Below are 22,691 nucleotides of genomic sequence, written 5' to 3'. Positions count from 1 at the left end.
AGCCGCGAAATGCGCGGCAGGAATTTTCCAACGCCTCGACAATACCACAGTCGGCGAGCACGGCGTGTGAACCTCGCCACAGCCGGTGGACACGATGAGGTGATGCGGGCCGGCCGCGCGCCCTGGCATGCCAATGGGCGCTCGCAAAGGGTTTGACGGCGGTCGCGCCGCGCCGATTTTGCCTGGCAAGTTGTCGTCTATTTCACAATCTACCTTGGGTTATCGAGGTATTGTTCTACGGGCTGGTGTCGGCGCCGCCCGGGATGCATCACCAGCCGTGCACGGCGGCGTCCATTGTTTCGCACCGATGGATTCACCCAGCTTCGGGGAAATTATCATGACAATCAATGTCAAGGCCTATGCGAACGCCGACGATATCCTGATCGCCTGGCAGCCGGGCACCTGGTCCAACGACTGGGTCGGTTTCCAGCTCGAGCGGCGCAACAACATCACGCAGCAGACGACCGTGCTGTCCAACCGCATTCCGCCGAAGCCCGGCGAGAAGCCGGTGGCGGACGCCGGCATCTCCTCGACTCAATCGCCGTTCCGGCGCTGCATCTGGACCGATCACAGCGTCGTCGACACCGACAACGTCTCCTACCGCGTCACCGCGATGAACAATGGTGCGAACGGCACCTTCACGCCCGATCCCGCCTCGGTGTCGGCATGGACGGCGCCGACGGTCGCTTCCGGCGATGCGGGCGGCGGCCTGTCGGCCTATTTCAACCGGGGCACGTTGATGTCCCAGATCGTCAGCCGCTTCGTGAAGGGCAATACGACCGACGACGCGCTGCGCAATTTCGTCAAGGGCCTGTCCGATCCGGCCAACCAGGCGCGGCGCTATTTGTCCGGCGACGCCCTGCACGAGATCCTGGGCTTTCTGCATGATGCCGACCTGCGCGGCAGCCAGGTGCATGCCGCCATCTACGAGATGAATGACGAGGAACTGGTCGGCGCGCTGAAGCCGTTCGGCAGCCGCGGCAACGTCCTGCTCGGCAATGGCAGTGCGACCAAACCGAACATCGCGGGCGAGCTCAGTAGCGCCGGCCTGACGGTCAAGCATCGCGACCTGTCGAATGCGGGCAGGTCGTCGCCCAGCGTTCACAACAAGTTCGTGGTCGAAAGCGACGCGCATGGCAACGCCATCCGTGTGCTGACCGGAAGCACGAACTGGACCACCACCGGGCTGTGCACGCAGCTCAACAATGTGCTGATCATCGAGAATGCGGTGATCGCCAAGCGCTACCTCGATCAGTGGGGCAAGCTGGTCGCCGCGGGCAACGCCATGCCGGCGGCGCTGAAGGCGTCGAATTCCTCTCCGACCAACGACAGCAACATCTCGGTCTACTTCGCCGCGACCAACGGCGAGGCGGAGTTCAAGCCGGTGCTGGACCTGATCAAGAACGCCAAGGACGGCGCGCTCTTCCTGATGTTCATGCCGGGCCAGTCGCCGCTGCTGAGCGCACTGCTCGACCGCGCGCAGCAGAACGACATGTACGTCCGCGGCGTGGTGTCGACGATGATGCCCAGCAAGAACGGCAACATCGTCTCGGTCGGCGGCCAGGTCGTGAAATCGGGCGCGCCGGCGCAATCCTTCCATGACGACGTGCAGTTGCCGCATGGCGTCAACGCCACGAACGAACCGTCGTGGGCCGATGTCGAGTTCAGCGTGTCGCAGATCCGCAATGCGGGGATGATCGCGATCGTGCATTCCAAGACCATCGTGATCGATCCGTTCTCCGACGATTGCGCGGTCATCACCGGATCGCACAATTTCTCGGTCGCCGCCTCGGAGAAGAATGACGAGAATCTCGTGATCATCCGCGGCAACAAGAAGCTTGCCCAGGCCTATGCGCTGCACATCAACGGCGTCTACGACCACTATTCCTGGCGCGGCTATCTCGGCAGCGGCGGCAATGCGGATCAGATCTATTCGCTCGATGGCTGGAAGCCGGGCGGCGGCAAGGAGCAGGAGCTCGACTTCTGGATGGAGGAGCCGGTGCCGCCGCGCCCGGCACGCGTCGGGGGTGCTGGCAGTGGCGGCGCGGCGCAACAGCCCAACACCGCTGGTCGGGCCGCGAAGAAGAGGGCCGTCAAGAAGACCCCCAAGAAGGCAGCCAAGAAGCCGACCAAGAGGGCTGCCGCCAAGGCGTCAACCAAGAAGTCAGTCAAGAAATCGCCGAAGAAGGCCAAGGCCAAGAAGCCGGTGAAGGCGAAGGCCAAGACAACAAAGAAGGCCAAGGCCAAAAAAGCGAAGGCCAAGAAATAGAAGAAATCGAAGGCCAGCAAATTGAAGCGGTAGCGCAGGGTAGGGTGCGCAGACTCGCAGGCGCCCAAGCGCTGGAGATGTGGTGCGGGCGGTGGGACTCGAACCCACATGACGTTGCCGTCGAGGGATTTTAAGTCCCTTGCGTCTACCAGTTCCGCCACGTCCGCATTGCCAGATCGTGATGCGTTTCCACGGAAACGCGTCACGATCTCATCTCTTTGTTTGAGCATGATCTTGTCGGAAAACCGGTTTCCACTTTTCCGGATCATGCTCCAGGGCGTGCCGATATCTAGCGCGTTTGGTGGCGGAGTGGAATTGCCATTATCCGCTGCTAACAGATGCGCTTTCAAGGGCTTAAGCTGCGGCCCGCAATTCCATTTGCGTTGGCGGCCGGGCATTGGGATAAGCAGCGCGCCGCCGCGATTGAGCCTCAATCCGGACACCGGCGGCTGCTTTAGGCAATCTCAACACTGTCCGAATAAGAAAGCCGAATGCCCGTTCGTTTCCCATGCCGCCCGAATCTGTTGCGCGCGGCAGCCATCGTTGTGCTGCTCGCCTCGGCCGCGGGCGTTTCCGGCTGTGCGCAGATCGGCGACAGCGTGCCGTCGGCATTCGCCGATCCCGCCAAATACGACCTTTATGATTGCAAGCAGCTCGACACCGAGCGCAAGAACCTCGCGTCCCGCGCGACGGATCAGGAAAAGCTGATGGCCAAGGCGGAAACCGGCGTCGGCGGTACCGTGGTCTCCGAGGTGGTGTATCGCAACGAGCTAATTTCGATCCACTCACAGCAGAGGCTGGCGGATCAGGCATGGCGGGCCAACAAGTGCCATGAAAGCCCGCCGGACACCCCTGCGGCGGCCGCACCCGCAACGCCCGCGCCGGCGGCGAGGGGGCCGCGCGCCCCGCGGGGCGTGGTTCACTGAACAAGCGCTTTCGGCCGAGGTGATCGGGCGCGAGCCGCAGATGCTTCAGGCGCGCCAGTCGTAGATCCAATCCTGCCGCGCCAGCATGCGCTGCGGGCCGATGGCGCGAATCGCGAGATCGCGTGCGATCGCCAGCGGTCCGCTCAGATGATAGATGCGGCCCTGCTGCCGCGCCAAACGCTGCACCTTCAGCACACGCTCGCGGCGCATTCGCGCATAGAGTTTCAATGCGGCGGGAATCCCGGCGGTGTTTTCGCCGGTGCAGTCGGCCAGGGCCTTGGCGAGCACGGCGGCATCCTCGATCGCCATGCCGGCGCCTTGCGCGGCAAACGGCAACATGGCGTGCGCAGCGTCGCCCATCAGCGTCACCGCGCCTTCGCTCCAGTGGCCGACGTCGGGCAGCGTGAACAGCGCCCATTTGCGCCAGCCGTCGACCGCGCCGATCAGCATCCGCGCGGTGCCGGGCCAGCGAGCCGAGGCGAACGCGCCCTTGATCTCGTTGCTGTCGCCCGGCGCGCTCCAGCCCGGCCTGTTCCAGGTGCCCGACACGATCGCGACCACGTTGATCTGGCGTCCGGCCGAGATCGGGTAGGCCACGAGATGCGCGTCCGGTCCCATCCAGAGCTGCACGCGCGGCGCGGTGTATTCACGCGGCAGGGCAGTTGCGTCCAGCGTGCCGCGCCAGGCGATCAGGCCGGAGAATTGCGGCTGTACATCCGGAAACAAATGTCCGCGGACGGACGACCAGATGCCGTCGGCGCCGATCAGCGCAACCGCCAATTCCTGCTGCCGTGCATTGCCGCGGCGCTGCACGACGGTCAGGCCCTTGGCGTGCTTTGTCACGTCCTCGAACTGACAGCCGAGCCGCAGGTCGATATCGGGGTGATCGTTGACGGCGGCCTGCAGCGCGGCCTGCAGATCGGCGCGATGGATCACCCAGTAGGGAGCGCCGGCGCGGAATTCGGCGGCCTGGCCGAGCGGCATCCGGGCGATTTCGCCGCCGGCCCGCGCGCTCAGGATGTTGACGGATTCAGGCGTGACCGCGCGCCGCGCAAGCGGCTCTTTGAGCCCGAGCTCGACCAGGATGCGGCTGGCGTTGGGAGAGAGCTGGATGCCGGCGCCGGCTTCCTCGAGCCGTTCGGCCTTTTCCAGCACCACGACGCGAAAGCCTTGTGCCGCAAGGGTCAGCGACGCCGTCAGTCCCCCGATCCCGGCGCCGGCAACGATGACGGTTCGCGTCAGCGCCACGGGGCGGTCAGGCGACCTTGTCTTTCAGCACGCATTCCGGCGGCCGCGCTTCGCCGGCGGCGAGGTCGGGCGCGAAGCGATAGAGCGTCGAGCAATACGGGCAGATGATCTCGTTGTCGTTGCCGAGGTCGAGGAACACGTGCGGATGGTCGAACGGCGGGTTGGCGCCCACGCACATGAACTCCTGCGATCCGATCTCGATCACCGAGACACCGGCATCGTTATGGAAGTGCGGGACGACGTGGTCGGACATATTCTCACCTTGGTGGCAACGATGGGCAGACGCAATCAACAGCATGCGGCATCGCGAAATGCCGCGCACCATACTGGCGGGAACAGTTGATTCCTAGAGCCCCGATGGCTCATTTGCTCATGCAAATTCGACACAATCTTGTCGTCCCAGAGAAGCCCTTCTTTGGTCGGAGCCGTTGTGTCGCAAAAACGGCACACTATTTCCAAGGCGAATAAAACTAGAGGTTTTAGCGGAATGAACGGGGTGCGCCTCGGCGTTGCGGTGGCTGGCCTGGCGGTAAGTGCTGCCGTCGGCGCTGCTATTTGGCCGCATGCCCGTGACGCGGGCGCGCTGCTGTCGGCGCGGGACGATCCCGCTGATCTCGCCGACCTCAGGGTCAATTCCGTGCTGCGCAACAACCCGGGGTTGATATCGGACCATATCGAGGCGGCACTCGCTACCGGAGACGCCGATCTTGCGGCCAGCTTCGTCGCGCTCGCGGGCGAGAAGAACATCGCGCTCAGCGCGGAGCTCACAAAGCGAGTCGACGATGCGCGCGCCGAGCAGTCGTCGACTACGCATTTCGCCAAGGGCTTCGCCACCGGCCTCGTGACCGGCAATGCCGACGATGTGGCGAGCCTGTCCGGCACGGTCGCGGGCGACCTGTTCGTGTTCGGCGATGTCAGGGACGTCGTGCGTGAGGGCAAGCACCTGGTGATGGGCGAGGACACCGACCAGCTGGTGCTCGGCCTTGCGGCCGCCGGGCTTGCCGTGACCGCGGCGACCTACGTGTCGGTCGGTGGCGCCGGGCCGCTGCGCGCCGGGCTGACGCTGGTCAAGGACACGCGCAAGGCGGGACGGCTGAGCGAGGGCATGATCGAATGGGCCGGACGCTCGACCCGCGAAGTGGTCGATCAGGCGGCGCTGCGCGAGGCGGTCGCCTCCGGCTCGGTGCTTCGGCCGGCGGAAACCGCAACGGCCATTCGCGCGGCATTCCGCGCCGAGAAGGCCGGCGGGCTGGTGCGCGTCGCCAAGGACGTCGGGCGCATCGGCGAGGCGGCCGGCGTTCGCGCCGCGCGGGACACGCTGAAGGTCGCGGAGAACCCGCAGGAGATCGCGCGTGCGGCCCGCATCGCCGAGGTGAAGGGCGGCCAGACCCGCGCCATCATGAAGCTGCTCGGGCGCGGCGCGCTGCTGCTGGTGGCCGGCACGTTCAACCTCACCATGTGGCTGTTCGGCGCGCTGCTTGCGCTGTTCGGTTTCCTGTCGTCGATCAAGGCCACCACCGAGCGAACCACGGCGTGGTGGCTCCGACGAAGCAAGGCCCTGCGCCTGAAGCGGCAGATGGCCGCCCAGGCCGCGCTGGCGAGTATGCCAGTCCAGGGCTAAGCTTGCGGTCGCCGGTCGATCGCAAATCCCAAATCGCAAATCGCAAGAAGAAACGGAATCGATGATGCCGAGCTTCCATCACGGCGATGTTGAAATTGCCTATCTCGACGAGGGCGCGGGCGAACCGATCGTGCTGGTGCACGGCTTTGCCTCGAGCAAGAACGTCAACTGGATCTATCCGACCTGGGTGTCGGAGCTCGTCAAGGCCGGCCGTCGCGTCATCGCGCTCGACGATCGCGGCCACGGTGAATCCGCCAAGCTCTACGATGCCGCGCAGTACGAGATCGCGATCATGGCAAGCGACGTGATCGCGCTGATGGATCATCTCGGCATCGCGCGCGCCGACATCATGGGCTATTCGCTGGGCTCGCGGATGACCGCGATCCTGGCGCACCAGCATTCCGATCGGGTGCGCTCGGCGATCCTGGGCGGCATCGGCATCGGGCTGATCGAGGGCGGCGGGCCCGGCGAGACCGTCGCGCTGGCGCTGGAGGCGCCGTCGCTCGACGATGTCACCGATCCGGTCGGCCGCACCTTCCGTGCCTTCGCCGACCAGACCCGCTCCGACCGCCGCGCGCTCGCCGCCTGCCTGCGCGGCTCGCGCCGATTGATGACGCACGAGGAAGCCGCCGGCATCGGCGTGCCGGTCCTGATCGCAGTCGGCAGCAAGGACGAGATCGCGGGCTCGGCGTCAGCGCTCGGCCGGATCATTCCGGGCGCGCAGGTGCTCGACATTCCGAACCGCGACCACATGCGGGCGGTCGGGGACAAGGTCTACAAGACCGGCGTCATCGACTTCCTGGCGCAGCGCAAATAGCTCGTCGGTATTGTTCTCGGCATCGTCTTCGGTATCGTCTTTTGCGAAGGCGCGCGCCGCTGCGATCAGCACCACGAAGGTCGCGACCCACACCATGCGCGCAGCGCGCCAGGTAGCCGCCGGTATCCCATTGGAGCAGCGGATAGCCGTTCCAGAAGGCAGGCGCGAGCAGGAGGAGGGGAATGGCGATGGTGGCGATCCAGACCGACCGGGCATCGGTCAGGCGGGCGCGTAACGTCTGGCTGTTGATGATGCTTCCCCCGTCAGAGGGGCCGACCATGCCCAAAACCACACTTGGGCCGAAATCCGCCAATAGTTGCAGAAGCACGGCTTGATTTCGGCGAAATCCCGACCAATTCCTCTAGACGTCGGCCCCAGGGTCGTTCGGCTGGGGTTTACCGTACCGAGCCTTCCCGGGACGCGCTGGGTCTACCGTGCTATAACGCACTCCAGAACAACCGAATTGCGAGACCAGCTATGGCAGTTCATCAGGTCAATCCGCAGGGGAGCAAGCTCGCGGCGCTCGATCCGATCTGGGATCGGATCCGCGGCGAGGCGGAAGACATCCTGCGGCGCGAGCCCGAGCTCGCAAGCTTCATCTATGCGACCGTGCTGCATCATGAGCGCCTGGAAGACTCGGTGGTCCATCGCATTGCCGAGCGGCTCGACCACGCCGCGCTGTCGGGCGACCTGATCCGCCAGACCTATGGCGAGGCGCTGCGCGACGAGCCCGATATCGGCAATGCGTTTCGCGCTGATCTCGTCGCCGTCTATGACCGCGATCCCGCGACCTCGCGCTTCATCGATCCCTTGCTCTACTTCAAGGGCTTTCATGCGCTGCAGACCCATCGTCTCGCGCACTGGCTGTACCAGAAGGGCCGCAAGGATTTTGCCTTCTATCTGCAGAGCCGCTCCTCGGCGGTGTTCCAGACCGACATCAATCCGGCGGCCAGGATCGGCCGCGGCATCTTCCTCGATCATGCCACCGGTTTCGTCTGCGGCGAGACCGCCGTCATCGACGACGACGTCTCGATCCTGCATGGCGTCACGCTCGGCGGCACCGGCAAGGAGAACGAGGACCGCCATCCGAAGATCCGCCACGGCGTGTTGATCGGCGCCGGCGCCAAGATCCTCGGCAATATCGAGATCGGCCATTGCGCGCGCATCGCGGCGGGCTCCGTCGTGGTCAAGCCCGTGCCGCACAACGTCACCGTCGCGGGCGTGCCGGCGAAAATCGTCGGCGAAGCCGGCTGTGCCGAACCTTCGCGCACCATGGACCAGATGCTCAACGCGATCGGTCTTTGATTTCATTCGCTTTCTGATCGGCAGCGCGTTTTTGCGTGTGCGCAACATCACGTCGCCAAAGCCTGAAAAGGCGCTGGCGATCTTTGCCATCTCGTCCTAAAACCTCCCCGAAAATCATCGACCCGATTGGAGACGGCCGTGGACGTTCAGGAAGTCAGGAAGCTCGACGCGTATCTGAAGCGCGTGTTCAGCAATCCCAAGATCCGCGTGGTGCCGCGGCCCAAGAAGGACGACTCCGCTGAGGTCTATATCGGCGAGGAGTTCATCGGCGTGCTGTTCGTCGACGACGAGGACGATGATCGCTCGTTCCAGTTCCAGATGGCCATCCTGGAAGAAGATCTGGCCGAGTAAGGCTGAACAGCCTCTGCTTGTTGAATCGTCACTGCGATGCTCGCAGTGACGAACAAGTTATCCCTTCGCGCTGTGCATCTGCGCGGAGAGGCGGTTCATCGCGGTGGCGATGTCGCGCCACTGCGCAAGCCAGCTGCGCGGAAAGCGGAAGGTCAGGTCGGCGCCCTCGATGCGCTGCTCGCTCAGGCACATGCCGGGTGTCGAGGTATCGCGCGTGCAGCGCGCCACGAGCTGCGGCTCGGCCGCGGTGTACAGGTCCTCGCCGCCATAGGGCGTGCCGTCGCGGAACGCGCGCGCCGTCAGGCCGTCATCGGTATTTGCACGATCGTCGAGATAGCGCGGGTAGATCGTGCGCAGGCGCATGTCGGGCGCCAGTGAATCGTGGTGGGCCGCGATCGACACGAAGATCCGGTCGATCGGCTGCACCTTGTCCTCGACCGTTTCGGCGCTGTAGTGCTTGGGCGCTGAGGGCGCCTCCAGCGAGGGATAGAGGAAGCTCAGATCGACGCGCTCCTGCGGCCCGGAGTGGCGCTGGATCTTCATGCGCACCGCCATCGTCGGCACGTTGAACAGCGTGCCGCCGACGCTGACCGGCAGCCGCGACGGATCGCTCACCGGGATGGTCGTATAGGTCGGCCACAACAGATAGGCGACGAGCGCAATCGCGCCGGCCGCGATGACCGCCGAGGCGATGATCGGGACGAGATGCGCGCGTGGATTGCGGCGGGTGTCGCGGGCGAGATGCTGGGCGGTCGACAGAAGCGTCATGAACGAGGCAAAGGCCGGGTCGGGGGTGGTCGAATCACCTGCCGAATATGCCATGAGGCGAGGAATTTCCGTACGATTCCAACGGAATCCCTGAGCGAACGGCCATGCGCAAACGCCAAGCCGGGCGGACCGGATTAACCTTTCCTTAAGGATGATGTGGCGGCCGGCAGCCAATTCTGCGAAGCAGGGGTGAGTAGCCTGTTGCGTAGCGGAAGTTCCCGATGTCGCCCGATACCCTTAATTCCCTGTTCTCGCTCTTCATCGGCTTTGCGTTCGCGGGCGCACTGGCCAGCGGCTATCAGGCGATGGCAGAGCGCCCGGCCGGTTTCGGCCTGCTGCAGGAGGGCGTGGCGCCGAAGACCTTCGCCGCTGTCCCGTTCCTGGTGTTCGCCGCACCCTTCATCATCATGCGCAACACGCTGCGCGGCGCGCGCATCGAGCGCCGCCGCTTCGAGTTCGTGATGATGGCAACCGTCATCTCCGGCTTCTGGAGCCTGATGTCGGGCACTTTCTTCATGATGACGCTACGCGCTACGGGCGTGCTCGGCTGAGCCGATCGTGATCCGCGCCGGATCGTCACGGCGCTTGCTTGAAACCATGTCCGCCGCTGTGCCAAGGTCTCTTCCGATCCAAGGAGACCTCAATGGCGATCTACGAACTCGACGGGCAGGGGCCCGATCTTCCCGCCGACGGCAGCTACTTCATCGCCGATAATGCCGTCGTGATCGGCAAGGTGCGCCTCAAGCCGGGAGCGAGCGTCTGGTTCGGCGCCGTGCTGCGCGGCGACAATGAGTGGATCGAGATCGGCGAGGGCTCCAACGTCCAGGACAATTCGACCCTGCATGTCGATCCCGGCTTCCCCCTGACCATCGGCAACAACGTCACGATCGGCCACAACGCGATCGTGCACGGCTGCACGCTGGAAGACGGCGTGCTGATCGGGATGGGATCGATCGTGATGAATGGCGCGCGCATCAGGCGCGGCAGTGTGGTCGGCGCCGGCTCCGTGATCACCGAGGGCAAGGAGTTTCCGGAAAATTCCCTGATCATCGGAGCGCCCGCGCGCGTGGTGCGCACGCTCGACGCCGCGCAGGCGGAAGCGTTGTCGCGGCCGGCGAAGTCCTATGCGATCAGGGGACCGCAGTACAAGGCGGGACTGAAGAAGATCGGCTGAACCCTCAGCGCTTCCGGCCCTGCTTGCGCGCAGCCTTCGGTGCTGCGGGGCCGGGCTTTGCTGCCTCCTGAAGTCTTGCGCTCTTGCGCAGCGCGTCCTTCAGGTCGATCGGAATACCGTGCTTCCTGAGCAGGTCGGCGAACGCCTCGTCCGCGAGCTCCTGCAGGGTCGCCATCCGGTCGCGCCCAAGCTGCTTCAGCTTGCCGAACGTGTCGTCGTCAAATTCGATCAGCTTGCGCAAATTGCATTGCTCCCAAACCTTATTGCTCCAACGCCTGTGGGAACCGGCGTTTTGCGGACCCGTTGATGTCCGCAAGGGAGAGTTGCCATGCGCAAATTATCCGTCACCGTCGCGTCAGCGACAATCGCGATTCTGCTCGCGCCCGGAGCGATCGTCGCCCAAGGCACGGGGAGCAGCAGCCGCGGTTGTTAACTTTTGAAGGCCGTGCCTTGATGAACGCGGGTCGCGCAGAAGTGAGCGCGACACAGGCGCGCGTTGGAAGCTGCGGTCCTAGATTGGGTTAGCATGCGCGGGACGCGGCGGAGGAGGCTTGAAAGGAAAAGCCTGGAAAGAGGAGTGACGGGTGATGTTGCGTAAAACGATGATCGCCTTGCTGGCGACGGTATCGGTCGGCCTGTTCACGGTCGACACCGCGTCGGCGCGCGGCGGATTTGGCGGCGGCGGCTTCCACGGTGGTGGTGGCTTCCACGGCGGTGGCGGCTTCCACGGCGGCGCCTTCCACGCCATGGGCGGCGGTGGCGGTTGGCACGGCGGCGGCTGGCACGGTGGTGGCTGGCACGGTGGTGGCTGGCACGGTGGTGGCTGGCATGGCGGTGGCTGGCACGGCGGCTACTATCGGCGCGGCTGGGGCTATCCGTTCGCTGCAGCAGCGATCGGCTTCGGGCTCGGCTACGGCGCCTACGATTACTATGACGGCTATTACGGCAATCCGTACTATGCCGGCTACGGCTACGACGATGGTTATGGCTACGGTGACGGCGGCTGTTACGTCGTGCGCCGTCGCATGCTGACACCGTATGGCTGGCAGATCCGGCCCGTGCAGGTTTGCAACTGAGCCATCCGCCGACGCATGGACGATCCATTGGATCGCCATGCTGATGAGTCTTGGAATACAGGTCTTGGAATACAGGCGCGGCCTCGGTGTCTTGATGCCGGGGCCGTCGCGCATTGGTATGCAGCTTGCTTTGCGTGACAGCGGTTAGCGCGTGAGCGCATCACGAAAACATATGGTCCGGCTGCGGTTGGAGCCGGTCTCAGAGGACATCCGAGATGCTGACCATTCCCGATCTGACATTGCTGTTCATGGTGATTGTTTCGAGCCTTGCGGTTGCGCTGGTCTACATGCTCCACGAACTCGAGCCGAAGCTGGCGCGGCTGCGGCTGAGGGGCAATCGCGTGTCGCACGATCCCACGAAGCAGCCGTAGCGATGTCGCGCCTGCAGGGCCGTCGGCCGCTTGCTTGCGGTCGCTGGCGCGGCGCGCTCGGTGTCGGGTGCGGGGTGCAGTCCGGAGACCGGGATTCAGCGGGCCAAAAAACAAGGCCGTCGACGCAGTATACCGTCAACGACCTTGCCAGCCCCGGATATTGAAATCGGCTCACGCCATCCGGTCATTTAAGGATGACTCGGATTCGAAGTCGGATATGTGAAGCAGTTCACAAAGTCAGGATTAATTCACTGTAACAGGCACTCCTGCGAGGCCGCTGCCGGACGGTCCGAGTTCGCAAGGTTCCACGTTAGTGACTGATCTTGCATGGGATTTGGTGCATTTTGTGGCTGATCCCGCCGCTCGGCGCTGGCCGCCCCGGGGGCCGTCAGCCGCGCGACCTGTGGCGCTTCCGGTTGGCGCTACGGGCTGCCTTCGAGCGCTTGCGCGGCTCGGGTTCGGCTGCTGGCTCATTGGCCTGCGCGCTCGCCAGCGACTGGCGCAGGCCCTCGACCTGCTCGGTCAGCGCGGTGACCTGGTCGGACAGCTTCTTGGTGTCGGCCTGCTGCGCGGTGAACTGCTTGCGCATGGTTTGCAGCTGGTCCTGCACCTCCTGCAACTGGTCGATGGATTCCTGCTGGGTCAGCTCCATCCCCTTGGTCTTCTCCACCAGGGCCTCGGAGACCTGCGCAGTTCGCGCCTGCAGCAGGCGGGCGGCGGCCATCCGGTCGGTCTCGGGCACGGTGCCGCCGAAGCTGCGCCACAGCGCGATCGAGCCGATCCCGAACAGCACGAGCACCAGCGCCACAGCGCCGATCGCGATCGGCTGCACGCCGATCAGGCTGCTGGCTTGTGCATTCCGGGGGGCAAGTTCGACCATGCGACCAGAACCGGACATCAATTGAAAGGTTGGAAATAGCACAACCTCGGCTCGGGCAAAACCCGTGGCCTCAAGCCGATGGCTCGGGGTCCATAAAATTCGCCGCAAATTCCGAGGCTTCTGCCCCAAGACGGGACTGACGTCTCAGTCCGCCGGGGCGATCAGGCCGACTGATGCGGAAGTCAGAGTCTTCGCGTCTCTCGAAAAAGGTTGCGGCCAAGCTTTGGGGGAAAAAGGGCTGCGCGTTGATCGCACTCGCGAATTTCACGCGCGACGTCGCTTCCCCCGGGTTTTCCCCATCATCGGCAGATCCTCGACCTGCTTCCATTCATCACGCAGCACCACGTGCGAATAGCGGCTCGCGCTGTGCTCGTCGCGCCAGTTCTTCGTCGCAACCAGGCCCTGCACATCGGCGCCGCCGTAGTAGCGGAGCCACGTCGCCCATGTGTGGCGGAAGACGTGGAAGGTCACGAATGCTAGCCTGAACTTCGGCTTCTTCCATCCGGTCGGCCGGCGCTTCGGACATTCGGGTCCGCAGGCTGCCATTGTCGCGTGGTGCAAGGCCAGCGATCAGGTCGAGCGCGCCGGCTGGAAGGCAATCGCGACCGTTATTGTCACCGGCCTGTGCGGCCATCTGGCTCGGTATCCAGACCAAATTCGGCAAGTACCGTTCGCGCGCCGGCGAGTGATGCCGTCGGCTGATGAGATGTCCCGGCCGGCTGTTCCTCGGCGGAGTGGCTGGGAGGTGGCCCGCGCGGTGGGGATTTCCCGCCGCGCGGGCTTTTCCGCGCTATGGGCTGATTTGCTCTGCCGCGGCCGTCTCTATTGCTCTTGCCACGAAGATCGCTGAGCGTTCATCCAGGTGAGCGCCATCCGTCCATCTGAGCTCCGACCGGTCGACCTGAAGCGCAAGCCACGAAGCGCTGTCGGGAAAGGTCTTCCGCGCCATCGCGGCGCTGCTGATGACAGCGGCGCTCCGCTCGACCTCGGCGGGATAAGGCATTTCGAAGAACAGCACCTTGGTGCCTCGCGATCGCAGGCTCCGGACAAGTTGCTCGATCCTCGAGAGAGTTCGCTCGATCGTTTCTGGTGGCGGAGCTGGCTGCGCCTGAAGCTGGAATGGCGGACCGACGATCTCAGCAGCCGGCTGCGCCACACGCCAGTCGGCGCCGCGCCTGACCTGGTCTTTCGACTTCGTGGGGTGTAACAGGACCTCATAACCAGCCGCAGCCGATCTGATCGGCTGGAACGCCGCCGGCGTCGCGGTCGTCAATCTTGCTTTGAGCCGTTCGATCAGGCGGGCGTCAACCGGCCGGGTCAGGATGTTGGCTTCGACAAGCACCAGCTGCGGGAGCGGCTCGTTGGCTGCAATGATCTGAAGGCCGGTTTCCGGCGACCCGCCGGCCAGAGCTAAATTCTCGATGTTGGGCGAGGTGAAGTAATCCTCGGACAGCCTGACCGACAGCGAACTGCCGACGATCACCATGCGGTGCGACGGCTGGTCGACGTATCTGACGGCAACATGATAGTTGCGATCATCCGTCGTGACCGGCAACAGCGGGTCGTCCGATCCGCCCAGGGCCTTCAAGGCCAGAATGCCGATGATGGCGGTAACGAAAAACTTCAGCAGCCACGACATCGATCCGGCCTCAGAACTGGAAATAGATGAACGCGGAATCCGGTCCGGCTTCGGCGAAGGTCAGGGCGACAAGCGCGCCGTAGAAAACCGGCTCGAGCCGTCGCGCCCACGAGCCCTTTGGCCGGCCGGGGACGATGAAGTGTTGCAGGATCACCGGCAGCGCATAGGCCAGCGCCAAGCTCCGATAGATCTTCGGTGGGTTCGGTACCTCGTCGCTGCTGAATAGTCCCACAAAATAGGCTGCGGCGTGCGCGAAGTCCGGCAGCTTGAACAGGATCCACAACAGCGACACGGCGAAGAACACGACGAAAGCCCTGGCGGCGTTCAGCAGGGGGGACTTGGCGCCATCCAGCCGGTCTACGAACCGCCGCTCGATTGCGAGCAGGAGGCCGTGCATGAAGCCCCACACCAGATAGCTGACGGCCGCACCGTGCCAGAGGCCTCCGAGAGCCATCGTCGCCATCAGGTTGAAGTAGGTGCGGGCCTTGCCGTGCTTGTTGCCGCCGAGCGGGATGTAGAGGTAGTTCCGTAGCCAGCTCGACAGCGAGATATGCCAGCGGCGCCAGAAGTCGGCGATCGAGGTCGCGATGTATGGCCGGTTGAAATTCTCCGGCAGGCGGTACCCGAATAGCAATGCAAGGCCCAGCGCAATCGCCGAATAGCCGGAAAAGTCGGCGTAGATCTGGAAGCTGTAGAGGAACAACAGCAGCCATTTATCAGTGGCCTTCACCGTCTCAAAGAGCGGATAGGCCATGTAGGACGTCATCTCATTCAGATTATTGGCGACGTACAGCTTGAAAAAGTAGCCCAGCACCAGCCACTGTACCGCCTCAACGAACGGCACTTCGGCAATCGACTTGGGCTTGATCTGCGGGAAGAAGTTCTTGGCCTGCGTGATCGGCCCGGAGACCAGCTGCGGAAAGAAGATCACATAGAGGAACACTTCCCACAGGCTCCTTTCGCGTTTTTGCTTCGGCAGGTCGACCAGCAGGCTGATATTGTGGAAAACGAAAAACGAGATCCCGATCGGGAGCGGCAGGTTGAGCAGGAAATCCCCGATGGCCTGGCCGGTCTGGACCGGCGGCGCAAAGAACAGGAATTTGTATTTGAAAAACGCCAGCAGGCCGAGATTGAAGATAATGCCGAGCGCGGTATAGGCGGGCCGCCGGAACGACAGAGCCAAGAAAGCCCAAGTGCCGACCACGGCGACTAACAGCAGCGGTAACAGTTCCGGCTGGCCGTATCCGTAAAAGAAGACGCTCGCAGCGATCAGAATATGGACCTGCGCGCGCCGCAGGGGCGGCAAGTAAAAGACTGCAAAAACGGCGCTGACGAAAATTCCAAACTGCCAGGATGTGAAGGTCATCGCGCTCCGGTTGCGGCCGTCCGAACCGCGAGTGGATCGATCTAGTTCTTAGAAGAGACGCTTTTAGGTCTGTATAGGGACCATGCCAACTGGAAGTTGAAGCCCTTCAACAGGCGCCGGGAACCACCAAAGGATGAGACTATGTCGCGCTTTGCGATCGGCATCGCTGCGCTCGTCGCCATTGTTCACCTGGCGCGCCGGCGTCCGCGCGGGATTCTGACGGCCGCTACGCCAACTCGCCGCTGAGGGGATGTTTCGAGGGCCTCGCCAGCACGGGCGGCGGGCGGTGCTGCAGCGACGCCGACGGCACCGCGCTGTCTGACGTCGACTGGGACACCCCCGACGGGCGCTACCGGGCGCGGCTCGAGGGGCAATGGATCGATGTGCCGGGTGATACCGTCATTACCGAGCCGAGCCGCTACGGGCGGACGTGGTGTGGCCGTTCTATTTGAACGGCCGGCCGGTGTTGCCCGGATTTTTCCCGGTCCTGTCGGAAGTTTACGGCCTGTTCCTGGGTTTTGCGTCTCCAATCGTTTCGGAGTGGATCGCTAAACACCTATGATCCATAAGGATTTTCGGTGTTTTCGCATGCAGCAAAAGGTTGCGGCCAGGCTTTGGGGGAAGCCTGGCCGCGCGCGAACCGGTCTGGGACGGGGAGGGGTGGGGATGTGACCGGGTCGCGAACTCGATTCCTTGTTGCCGCTCAGCGCGAGCTGGCCGTTGAAACTGCGGGGCGGTTGTCACCGAGCGAGACCCACACATTGGGATCGCTCTGCGATTGCCGCTTGACGAAGCGGTAGCCGGTCTCCGTCCAGGCGACGATGCTCTCGTTCTGATTGTCGAGAACGAACTCGCCCTTGTCGGTCTTCACCGTCAGCACCGCGTGGCCTTCGCCCTTCTTGTCGCGGACCACCGTGATCAGCAGCGCCTCGCGGGGCCAGCCGGCATCCATCAGCATCTTGCGCTTCAGGAGCACGTAGTCCTCGCAGTCGCCGTAGCCGTCGGTCGGCAACGACCATTTCTCGATCACGCCCCAATGATCCATGTCGGTCATCGGCTTGATGGATTCGTTGACCCACTTGTTGACCCGCACGAGGTCACGCCAGGCGGTCTGCGACATCACGATGTCGCGTGGTTGCGTCGCGCCGCCGCGGCATTCGGCCGGATTGTCGGCGCAGAATTCGACCCAGCCGATCGGCGAACGCGCGACGTCACCCAGGCTGGCATAGACCACGTCGCCGGCCTTGGCCGACACGCACGTCGCAAACAGGATGGCGGCAACCGCCAAACCTTTCCCCTGTCCCCTGAACCCAAACATTGTGGCCCCCGTTCTTCTTGTTGGGACCACGTTTCGCACAAAGTTTTTTCGCCGCCGCTAAGTGCGCAAAGTAGATTTGACGCGAATACTGGTAAAAGCTGCGGCGAATTCGATCTGTACTTGAATCGAATTCGCGTAAAATTTGAAACAACTGCAATTGATTCAAATTTTATGCATTAACGCGGCAAGTGTTGCGCCAGCGCGGTTTGTTGCGCCAAACCGCGCGGCCGTTAACCGCCGATTGCACCGTGCCAAACGCGGCGAAGGCGGCCACCGGTGCACCGGAGGCCGCCTTCGCAGGCTGAAAACGGGGGTCTGAAGCGGCTTTTCGCTTTACCTCGCGGTAACGCTCTCTTCGAGGGTTTCCGCGGACTGCTCGTGGACGAACTCGAGCGCGAAGCCTTCCTCGAGATTTCGCACCACGCGGGCCTGCACCCGGCCGAGCATCACCAGCGACTTCAGCGGCGGGCGGTTCTCGGCGGCAATGGCTGCACCGGACAAGGAAAGGTCGATGATACGGCAGGTCATCCGCGTACCGTCTTCCTGGGTGAGCAGGGCGATCGGGTTGCGCGGCACGATACGGTCGTGGCGGCGATCCTCGGGCAGGTTGAGGATGTCGCGGTTGGCAAGCCAGGTGAGCTGGGCGGCGAGCTTGTCGCGCTTGCGCGCGGTGGCGCCGATCGTCATGGCAAAGCCGTTGTCGATGATGCGGGTGATGCGGCCCTCGACGCGGCCGATATGGTCGAGATAGGCGATCACGCGATCGCCGACATTGCCGATACCGGGCGCCAGCAGCGCGAGGCCGCCCGGCGACATGTTGATAATCTGGCAGGGAAACTCGCGCCGGTCGGGCAGCATGTAGCGGCCGAGCAGGTGCACCTTGACGCGCTGGAAGCGGCGCCGCTCCTCGGCTACGGGGACGACGTTAGTTTTCTTCTGTGCAAACGACATCACGACAAACCCGGCCACCGTCCATTCGGAGCCCCGATGACCCTAAAGCTGATAGGGTTAACGGGGCGTTACGGTTGTGGGAGGGAACCCGGACGCGGCGCTAGAGCGATCAGCGAAGTTCACATGCGCCGTACCCGAACAAGGCGAGGCCGAAGCTTGCGGTCTACTCGCACATCCTATTTGGTCTCGGCGTCGATCGCCGGCTCGACCGTCACCGCCTTGAGCACTTTTTGCTTCGCCGCGCGGATCTCGAGCTGCAAGGGCGGCTGATAGGACCCGCTCGGCGGCTCGAACATGAAGCCATGGTGCCCGTCGCCCTTGTTGAGCTTGAGCAGGTCCTTGCGGAACTGATCGGCGACGATCTCGGCGACGAGCTCGCCGTTGAAATAGATATCGATCGTCACCCGCTTGTCGGGGTGCTGGTCGTACAAGGCCCAGCCGGCGATCCTGTTCTCGTTGAACACGTCGACATGGCCGGTGATCTCGCCTGAGAGCTTCTCGATGCCGGCTTTGATCACTTCGAGATCACTCCGGTAGATCGATCGCGTCACGTCGAAGTTGAAATTCGCAGTGTCGACGCATTGGTCGAGCAGGCTCTGCCGGTGCTCCTTCATGCGTTGCAGCGTGTCGAGCTCGCCCAGCTTGACGTACATGCCGACGATGCCTTCGATACCAGGATTCATGCTGTCGTTCCCCGCTGAAGCGCCTCGTCCGCCAAAGCCTGTCAGGAAAGTCTTCATGACAGGCCTTCATGACATCCCGATCGTCCTGACCTAAGGCCGGTGCGGCCGAACCCGGCCCAACGACACGGACAGGGAGGGCGAACCGATGGAGCAGATCCGCGTCTGCACGCATGACAGACCTGGAGCCAAGCCCGTAATCCGGACCGTGCCATGGCCGGAAGTCGGCAAAAAGGCGGCCTTGATCAAGGTCGGCGCCTGCGGCGTTTGCGGAACCGACCTGCACATCCTGAAAGGGCATTGGCCGAAGCCGCTGCCCTGGCCGTTCACGCTCGGCCATGAGCTCGGCGGCGTGATCGTCGAATGCTGCCCGGAGTTCACCGAGGACTTCATGAGCAAGCCGCTCAAGGTGGGATCGAAGGTGATGATCCCGCCCTTGATGCCGTGCAGCCGCTGCTATTACTGCATCCACTATCCGCAGAGCGCCAACAAATGCCTGACGCCGGTCTATTGCGGCCGCGATCCCGGCTTCGACAAGGCGCCGCACATGTGGGGCGGCTGGGCTGAATATGTCTATGTCTATGTCGATCTCGATGGCGGTGGCGGACGCGATGGCGATGAAGACGGTGAAGTCGACCATCGTGCCATGGCCCGAATTGGTCGGGTGAGGTCGCTATTCCTGTTGCAGTGCCCCCAAGGGAATAGCGGCCGGGTGCTGCCGATCATGCTGTGATATCGCTCGCAGGGGCGGCGCCCCGGCGCTAACATCTAATCATGCAATCGAACCGTGTGCCGCCGCGTGCAACATTTGCGTGGGGAAACCTGTCCGAGGACTTCGCGCTGTTCAGGACACTCAGCGCCGAGCAGCGGCTGATCGCCTTTGGCGCGATGACCCGGCGCGACCTGGTTCGCGGCGAGCTGCTGGTCGAGCAGGGCGGTGCTTCGGATGCATTATTCCTGGTGCTGCACGGCGCGCTCGCGGTGCACCGGACCGATCATCCCGAGCCGATTGCGGAGCTGCGCGCCGGCGAACTGGTCGGCGAGATCGGCTTCTTCGCCAACATCCCGCGCACCGCCAATGTGATCGCGATCCGCGACAGCAGCGTGCTGGTGCTGACGCGGGCGGCCTATGCGCGGCTGGTCGAGGAGACGCCCGGGATCGTCGAGGCGCTGCTGGCCGCGCTTGCACAGCGCTTTGCGATCCAGACCGCGCGGCTGTTGCCGGTCCGGGCCTCACCGAAGGCACGCACCGTCGCGCTGATTTCGGGCGGACGCGAACCGGTCCCTGCCGCCTTCGAGCAAAGGTTGCGCGAGGGCCTTGCCGCCGCCGGCGCCGAGATCGTCGACCTCGCGCGCGTCCAGGCGATGTTTCCCGGCCGTGCGCTGGATGCCTCCGAAGTCGCCGACTGGCTCAACCGGATCGAGTATGACGTGCCGCTGGTGGCCTATTTCGGTGGCGCCGAAGCGTCGGAATGGGCGCGAAAGACCATCCGCCAGGCCGATCTCGTCGTGTTCGCCTGCCGCGGCCAGGCGCCGGCGCCTGATCTCACCCAGCTCGAAAGCTTTGCTTGCGGGGTGCATCCGGCGCCGGCGCGGCGCCTCGTGCGCGTTCATGATATCAGGCAAAACGAGGTCAGCGGCACCGCGGCCTGGCTCGCGCGGCTGCCGTGCTTCATGCACCACCATGTCGCGCTCGAGGACCAGATCGATATCGACAGCCTGGTTCGCTTCCTGTGCGGCCGCGCCGTCGGGTTCGTCGCCGGCGGCGGCGGCAGCCTCGGCACCGCGCATGTCGGCGTCTACAAGGCGTTTCGCGAGCGCGGCGCGATGTTCGACATCTTCGTCGGCACCAGCGTCGGTTCGGCGATGGCGGCAGGCTTTGCCAAGAACTACGACGCCGAGCATCTCGAGCGCGGCACGCATGAGATCTTCGTCTCCAGCCGCAGCTTCCGCCGCCCGACCTGGCCGCGCTACGCGCTGCTCGACCATAAGGCCTTCGATGCGGCGCTGGCCGATCAGTACGGCCACAATTGCCGGATCGAGGATTGCTGGCGGCCGTTCGCGGCAGTCGCCACCAATCTGTCGACGCACAGCCTCGAACTGATCCGGACCGGCCTGCTGTGGCAGGCGGTGCGCGCATCCAGCGCCATTCCCGGCCTGCTGCCACCGTTCTACACCCACGACGGCTCGATGCTGGTCGACGGATGCCTCGTCGACAACGTTCCGCTGGCGCAGATGCACCAGATGAAGAGCGGCCCCAATCTGGTGGTCCATTTCGGCGAGCCGGCGACCGAGATGTTCGATGTCGACTACGCGGCGCTGCCGGGCAGGTTCGAGTTGCTCGCGTCGCTGCTGATGCCGTTCCGGCGCAAGGCGCTTCCGGCTGCGCCGAGCGCCGTCAACGTGCTGTGGCGAAGCCTCGTCGCGCATCAGCGCTACGATACGCTGCCGACCACGCCGCTCGACATGGTGATGCGCCCGCCGACGCCCGATGGCATCGATGTCACCGATTTCGACCGCCATCAGGAGATATTCCAGTCGTCATACCGTTGGGCACGCGAGACCATTGCCGTCTCCGAGGCTGCGCACAACCCGGCCATTGCGGCGATCTTCGCATCCGCCAAGGATGTTGATAAGGATGCGGACCGTAGCGCGGATCATGCAACAGTGACCGCGCCGGTTTCCCAACAGGCCCGTGTCGGTTGAGCCGCTTGCAGGCACCGCCGAAGTCGACCATCGTCCCGGACTGAAATCAGGAGATGACGATGGCTTTCGATTTGATTCTGCGCGGCGGGCGGGTGGTCGACCCGTCGCAAAAGCTCGATGCGGTGACGGACGTCGCCTTTGCCGGCGGCAAGGTCGCGGCGATCGGGCAGGGACTGGCCGCCGACGGTGCGACCGACGTGCGCGACGTCTCCGGGCAGATCGTCTCGCCGGGGATCATCGACCTGCACACTCACGTGTACTGGGGCGGCACCTCGCTCGGCATCGACGCGGAGGAATTCTGCCGGACCTCGGGCGTCACAACCTCGGTCGATACCGGCAGCGCCGGCCCGGGCAACTTTGCGGGTTTCCGCAAGCATGTGATCGAGCCGAGCCAGGTTCGCATCCTGGCCTATCTGCATGTCTCGCATGCCGGCATCTTCGGCTTCTCCGACCGGGTGATGGTCGGCGAAAGCGAGGAGTTGCGCCTGATGAATCCGGTCGATGCCGCGCGCGTCGCGGACGAGAATCGCGACCTCATCGTCGGCATCAAGGTCCGGGTCGGTCTGTTCGCCTCGGGCACCTCGGGGCTGGTGCCGCTCGAGATCGCGCTCGAAGTGGCGGAGCAGGTCGGCATGCCCCTGATGGCGCATATCGACCATCCGCCGCCGAGCTATGAGGAGGTGCTGGCGCGGCTGCGCCCGGGCGATGTGCTGACCCATGCCTTCCGCCCGTTCCCCAATACGCCGGCAACCGCGCAGGGCACCGTGAAGAAGGTGGTGCTGGAAGCGCGCGAGCGCGGCGTGCTGTTCGACATCGGCCATGGCAAGGGCTCGTTCGCCTTCAAGACCGCGCGCGCGATGCTCGCCAACGGCTTTTATCCGGACACCATCTCGTCCGACATCCATCAGCTCTGCATCGACGGCCCGGCCTTCGACCAGGTGACGACGATGTCGAAATTCCTCTGCATGGGGATGTCGCTGCCGGACGTGATCGCGGCCTCCACCGTCAATGCCGCGATGGCGTTGCGGCGGCCGGAGCTCGGCAGCCTCAAGCCGGGCAGCGTCGGCGACGCCACGCTGCTCTCGATCCGGCAAGGGCAATTCGACTATGTCGACGTCGTCGGCGAGCACCTGACCGGTGATCGCAGGATCGCATCCGAAGGCGTCGTGATCGGCGGACGCTGGTGGCATCCGAGGTAGGGGGCACGCTCAAGGAATCCGCATCG

General features: G+C 64.1%; 23 protein-coding genes, 1 tRNA gene and 1 pseudogene. 13 read left to right on the top strand and 12 right to left on the bottom strand.

Annotation, left to right across the window (positions count from 1 at the left end):
• The first annotated feature begins 337 nt into the window (after positions 1 to 337).
• Positions 338 to 2,269, top strand: coding sequence for a hypothetical protein (locus JQ507_20705; protein QRI67396.1), 1,932 nt, complete (start codon positions 338 to 340; stop codon positions 2,267 to 2,269).
• A gap of 80 nt (positions 2,270 to 2,349) precedes the next feature.
• Here JQ507_20705 and JQ507_20700 read toward each other — a convergent pair.
• A tRNA-Leu gene (locus JQ507_20700) sits at positions 2,350 to 2,436 on the bottom strand.
• A 324-nt stretch (positions 2,437 to 2,760) separates the two neighbouring features.
• Between JQ507_20700 and JQ507_20695 the strand changes: the two genes are divergently transcribed.
• Positions 2,761 to 3,195, top strand: a complete 435-nt coding sequence (locus JQ507_20695; protein ID QRI67395.1) for a twin-arginine translocation pathway signal — start codon at positions 2,761 to 2,763, stop codon at positions 3,193 to 3,195.
• Between the two features lie 45 nt (positions 3,196 to 3,240).
• Here JQ507_20695 and JQ507_20690 read toward each other — a convergent pair whose 3' ends face one another.
• Both JQ507_20690 and JQ507_20685 read right to left on the bottom strand, forming a co-directional pair.
• The gene (locus tag JQ507_20690; protein ID QRI67394.1) at positions 3,241 to 4,443 is read right to left on the bottom strand and encodes an FAD-dependent monooxygenase; all 1,203 of its coding nucleotides are present in this window, start codon (positions 4,441 to 4,443) and stop codon (positions 3,241 to 3,243) included.
• 7 nt (positions 4,444 to 4,450) lie between these two features.
• Positions 4,451 to 4,696, bottom strand: coding sequence for a zinc-finger domain-containing protein (locus JQ507_20685; GenBank protein QRI67393.1), 246 nt, complete (start codon positions 4,694 to 4,696; stop codon positions 4,451 to 4,453).
• 234 nt (positions 4,697 to 4,930) lie between these two features.
• Between JQ507_20685 and JQ507_20680 the strand changes: the two genes are divergently transcribed.
• The 4 genes from JQ507_20680 (at position 4,931) to JQ507_20665 (ending at position 8,537) form a co-directional block, all read left to right on the top strand.
• The gene (locus JQ507_20680) at positions 4,931 to 6,064 is read left to right on the top strand and encodes a hypothetical protein (GenBank protein QRI67392.1); all 1,134 of its coding nucleotides are present in this window, start codon (positions 4,931 to 4,933) and stop codon (positions 6,062 to 6,064) included.
• Positions 6,065 to 6,128: 64 nt separating this feature from the next.
• Positions 6,129 to 6,881, top strand: a complete 753-nt coding sequence (locus JQ507_20675) for an alpha/beta fold hydrolase (protein ID QRI73440.1) — start codon at positions 6,129 to 6,131, stop codon at positions 6,879 to 6,881.
• Between the two features lie 477 nt (positions 6,882 to 7,358).
• The gene (gene cysE / locus JQ507_20670; protein QRI67391.1) at positions 7,359 to 8,186 is read left to right on the top strand and encodes a serine O-acetyltransferase; all 828 of its coding nucleotides are present in this window, start codon (positions 7,359 to 7,361) and stop codon (positions 8,184 to 8,186) included.
• Positions 8,187 to 8,324: 138 nt separating this feature from the next.
• Complete coding sequence (locus JQ507_20665) at positions 8,325 to 8,537, top strand: DUF3126 family protein (protein ID QRI67390.1); 213 nt, start codon at positions 8,325 to 8,327, stop codon at positions 8,535 to 8,537.
• 57 nt (positions 8,538 to 8,594) lie between these two features.
• Here the strand turns inward: JQ507_20665 and JQ507_20660 are convergent, their stop codons facing one another.
• Complete coding sequence (locus JQ507_20660; protein QRI73439.1) at positions 8,595 to 9,305, bottom strand: hypothetical protein; 711 nt, start codon at positions 9,303 to 9,305, stop codon at positions 8,595 to 8,597.
• A gap of 221 nt (positions 9,306 to 9,526) precedes the next feature.
• Here JQ507_20660 and JQ507_20655 point away from each other — a divergent pair, with 221 nt between their 5' ends.
• Together JQ507_20655 and JQ507_20650 are read left to right on the top strand one after the other, a co-directional pair.
• Positions 9,527 to 9,856, top strand: coding sequence for a hypothetical protein (locus JQ507_20655; protein ID QRI67389.1), 330 nt, complete (start codon positions 9,527 to 9,529; stop codon positions 9,854 to 9,856).
• 92 nt (positions 9,857 to 9,948) lie between these two features.
• Entirely contained in the window at positions 9,949 to 10,479 is a 531-nt protein-coding gene (locus JQ507_20650; GenBank protein QRI67388.1) for a gamma carbonic anhydrase family protein, read from the top strand.
• Positions 10,480 to 10,483: 4 nt separating this feature from the next.
• Here JQ507_20650 and JQ507_20645 read toward each other — a convergent pair whose 3' ends face one another.
• Complete coding sequence (locus JQ507_20645) at positions 10,484 to 10,720, bottom strand: hypothetical protein (protein QRI67387.1); 237 nt, start codon at positions 10,718 to 10,720, stop codon at positions 10,484 to 10,486.
• A gap of 346 nt (positions 10,721 to 11,066) precedes the next feature.
• On the opposite strand from JQ507_20645, the gene JQ507_20640 reads away from it, so the two are divergent.
• Positions 11,067 to 11,555: a hypothetical protein gene (locus JQ507_20640; protein QRI67386.1), complete on the top strand. Its 489-nt coding sequence runs from the start codon at positions 11,067 to 11,069 to the stop codon at positions 11,553 to 11,555.
• Positions 11,556 to 11,770: 215 nt separating this feature from the next.
• Positions 11,771 to 11,926: a hypothetical protein gene (locus JQ507_20635; protein QRI67385.1), complete on the top strand. Its 156-nt coding sequence runs from the start codon at positions 11,771 to 11,773 to the stop codon at positions 11,924 to 11,926.
• A 388-nt stretch (positions 11,927 to 12,314) separates the two neighbouring features.
• Here JQ507_20635 and JQ507_20630 read toward each other — a convergent pair whose 3' ends face one another.
• The 7 genes from JQ507_20630 to JQ507_20600 form a co-directional block, all read right to left on the bottom strand.
• Positions 12,315 to 12,806, bottom strand: a complete 492-nt coding sequence (locus JQ507_20630; GenBank protein ID QRI67384.1) for a hypothetical protein — start codon at positions 12,804 to 12,806, stop codon at positions 12,315 to 12,317.
• 264 nt (positions 12,807 to 13,070) lie between these two features.
• Entirely contained in the window at positions 13,071 to 13,277 is a 207-nt protein-coding gene (locus JQ507_20625) for a hypothetical protein (protein QRI67383.1), read from the bottom strand.
• A 319-nt stretch (positions 13,278 to 13,596) separates the two neighbouring features.
• Positions 13,597 to 14,445, bottom strand: coding sequence for a hypothetical protein (locus JQ507_20620; protein ID QRI67382.1), 849 nt, complete (start codon positions 14,443 to 14,445; stop codon positions 13,597 to 13,599).
• A gap of 10 nt (positions 14,446 to 14,455) precedes the next feature.
• Positions 14,456 to 15,811 carry an MBOAT family protein gene (locus JQ507_20615; GenBank protein ID QRI67381.1) on the bottom strand — a complete coding sequence of 452 codons (1,356 nt, stop codon included), beginning with the start codon at positions 15,809 to 15,811 and terminating at the stop codon, positions 14,456 to 14,458.
• 703 nt (positions 15,812 to 16,514) lie between these two features.
• The gene (locus tag JQ507_20610; GenBank protein ID QRI67380.1) at positions 16,515 to 17,129 is read right to left on the bottom strand and encodes a transglutaminase-like cysteine peptidase; all 615 of its coding nucleotides are present in this window, start codon (positions 17,127 to 17,129) and stop codon (positions 16,515 to 16,517) included.
• 333 nt (positions 17,130 to 17,462) lie between these two features.
• A complete protein-coding gene (locus JQ507_20605; protein ID QRI67379.1) occupies positions 17,463 to 18,080 on the bottom strand; it encodes a PilZ domain-containing protein in 618 nt (205 codons plus the stop codon).
• Positions 18,081 to 18,256: 176 nt separating this feature from the next.
• Positions 18,257 to 18,763, bottom strand: a complete 507-nt coding sequence (locus JQ507_20600) for a hypothetical protein (GenBank protein QRI67378.1) — start codon at positions 18,761 to 18,763, stop codon at positions 18,257 to 18,259.
• Between the two features lie 145 nt (positions 18,764 to 18,908).
• On the opposite strand from JQ507_20600, the pseudogene JQ507_20595 reads away from it, so the two are divergent.
• From JQ507_20595 to JQ507_20585, 3 genes and pseudogenes are all read left to right on the top strand, one after another.
• A pseudogene (locus tag JQ507_20595) lies at positions 18,909 to 19,352 on the top strand (alcohol dehydrogenase catalytic domain-containing protein).
• Between the two features lie 182 nt (positions 19,353 to 19,534).
• Entirely contained in the window at positions 19,535 to 21,466 is a 1,932-nt protein-coding gene (locus JQ507_20590) for a patatin-like phospholipase family protein (protein ID QRI67377.1), read from the top strand.
• Between the two features lie 59 nt (positions 21,467 to 21,525).
• Positions 21,526 to 22,665 (top strand): amidohydrolase/deacetylase family metallohydrolase, encoded by a 1,140-nt coding sequence (locus tag JQ507_20585; protein ID QRI67376.1) that lies wholly within the window; start codon positions 21,526 to 21,528, stop codon positions 22,663 to 22,665.
• Positions 22,666 to 22,691 lie beyond the last annotated feature (26 nt).

It is taken from the genome of Bradyrhizobium sp. PSBB068 (genome assembly GCA_016839165.1).
Classification (GTDB): domain Bacteria; phylum Pseudomonadota; class Alphaproteobacteria; order Rhizobiales; family Xanthobacteraceae; genus Bradyrhizobium.
The sequence above is the reverse complement of the archived record's forward strand: the minus strand, read 5'-3'. Positions and strand labels throughout refer to the sequence as shown.

Coding starts and splice junctions, on each gene's coding strand:
- JQ507_20600 (QRI67378.1), bottom strand. CDS start 18,763: ATGAATCCTGGTATCGAAGGCATCGTCGGCATGTACGTCAAGCTGGGC.
- JQ507_20685 (QRI67393.1), bottom strand. CDS start 4,696: ATGTCCGACCACGTCGTCCCGCACTTCCATAACGATGCCGGTGTCTCG.
- JQ507_20620 (QRI67382.1), bottom strand. CDS start 14,445: ATGTCGTGGCTGCTGAAGTTTTTCGTTACCGCCATCATCGGCATTCTG.
- JQ507_20635 (QRI67385.1), top strand. CDS start 11,771: ATGCTGACCATTCCCGATCTGACATTGCTGTTCATGGTGATTGTTTCG.
- JQ507_20630 (QRI67384.1), bottom strand. CDS start 12,806: ATGGTCGAACTTGCCCCCCGGAATGCACAAGCCAGCAGCCTGATCGGC.
- JQ507_20585 (QRI67376.1), top strand. CDS start 21,526: ATGGCTTTCGATTTGATTCTGCGCGGCGGGCGGGTGGTCGACCCGTCG.
- JQ507_20705 (QRI67396.1), top strand. CDS start 338: ATGACAATCAATGTCAAGGCCTATGCGAACGCCGACGATATCCTGATC.
- JQ507_20650 (QRI67388.1), top strand. CDS start 9,949: ATGGCGATCTACGAACTCGACGGGCAGGGGCCCGATCTTCCCGCCGAC.
- JQ507_20675 (QRI73440.1), top strand. CDS start 6,129: ATGCCGAGCTTCCATCACGGCGATGTTGAAATTGCCTATCTCGACGAG.
- JQ507_20695 (QRI67395.1), top strand. CDS start 2,761: ATGCCCGTTCGTTTCCCATGCCGCCCGAATCTGTTGCGCGCGGCAGCC.
- JQ507_20590 (QRI67377.1), top strand. CDS start 19,535: ATGCAATCGAACCGTGTGCCGCCGCGTGCAACATTTGCGTGGGGAAAC.
- JQ507_20660 (QRI73439.1), bottom strand. CDS start 9,305: ATGACGCTTCTGTCGACCGCCCAGCATCTCGCCCGCGACACCCGCCGC.
- JQ507_20640 (QRI67386.1), top strand. CDS start 11,067: ATGTTGCGTAAAACGATGATCGCCTTGCTGGCGACGGTATCGGTCGGC.
- JQ507_20680 (QRI67392.1), top strand. CDS start 4,931: ATGAACGGGGTGCGCCTCGGCGTTGCGGTGGCTGGCCTGGCGGTAAGT.
- JQ507_20615 (QRI67381.1), bottom strand. CDS start 15,811: ATGACCTTCACATCCTGGCAGTTTGGAATTTTCGTCAGCGCCGTTTTT.
- JQ507_20605 (QRI67379.1), bottom strand. CDS start 18,080: ATGTCGTTTGCACAGAAGAAAACTAACGTCGTCCCCGTAGCCGAGGAG.
- JQ507_20655 (QRI67389.1), top strand. CDS start 9,527: ATGTCGCCCGATACCCTTAATTCCCTGTTCTCGCTCTTCATCGGCTTT.
- JQ507_20610 (QRI67380.1), bottom strand. CDS start 17,129: ATGTTTGGGTTCAGGGGACAGGGGAAAGGTTTGGCGGTTGCCGCCATC.
- cysE (QRI67391.1), top strand. CDS start 7,359: ATGGCAGTTCATCAGGTCAATCCGCAGGGGAGCAAGCTCGCGGCGCTC.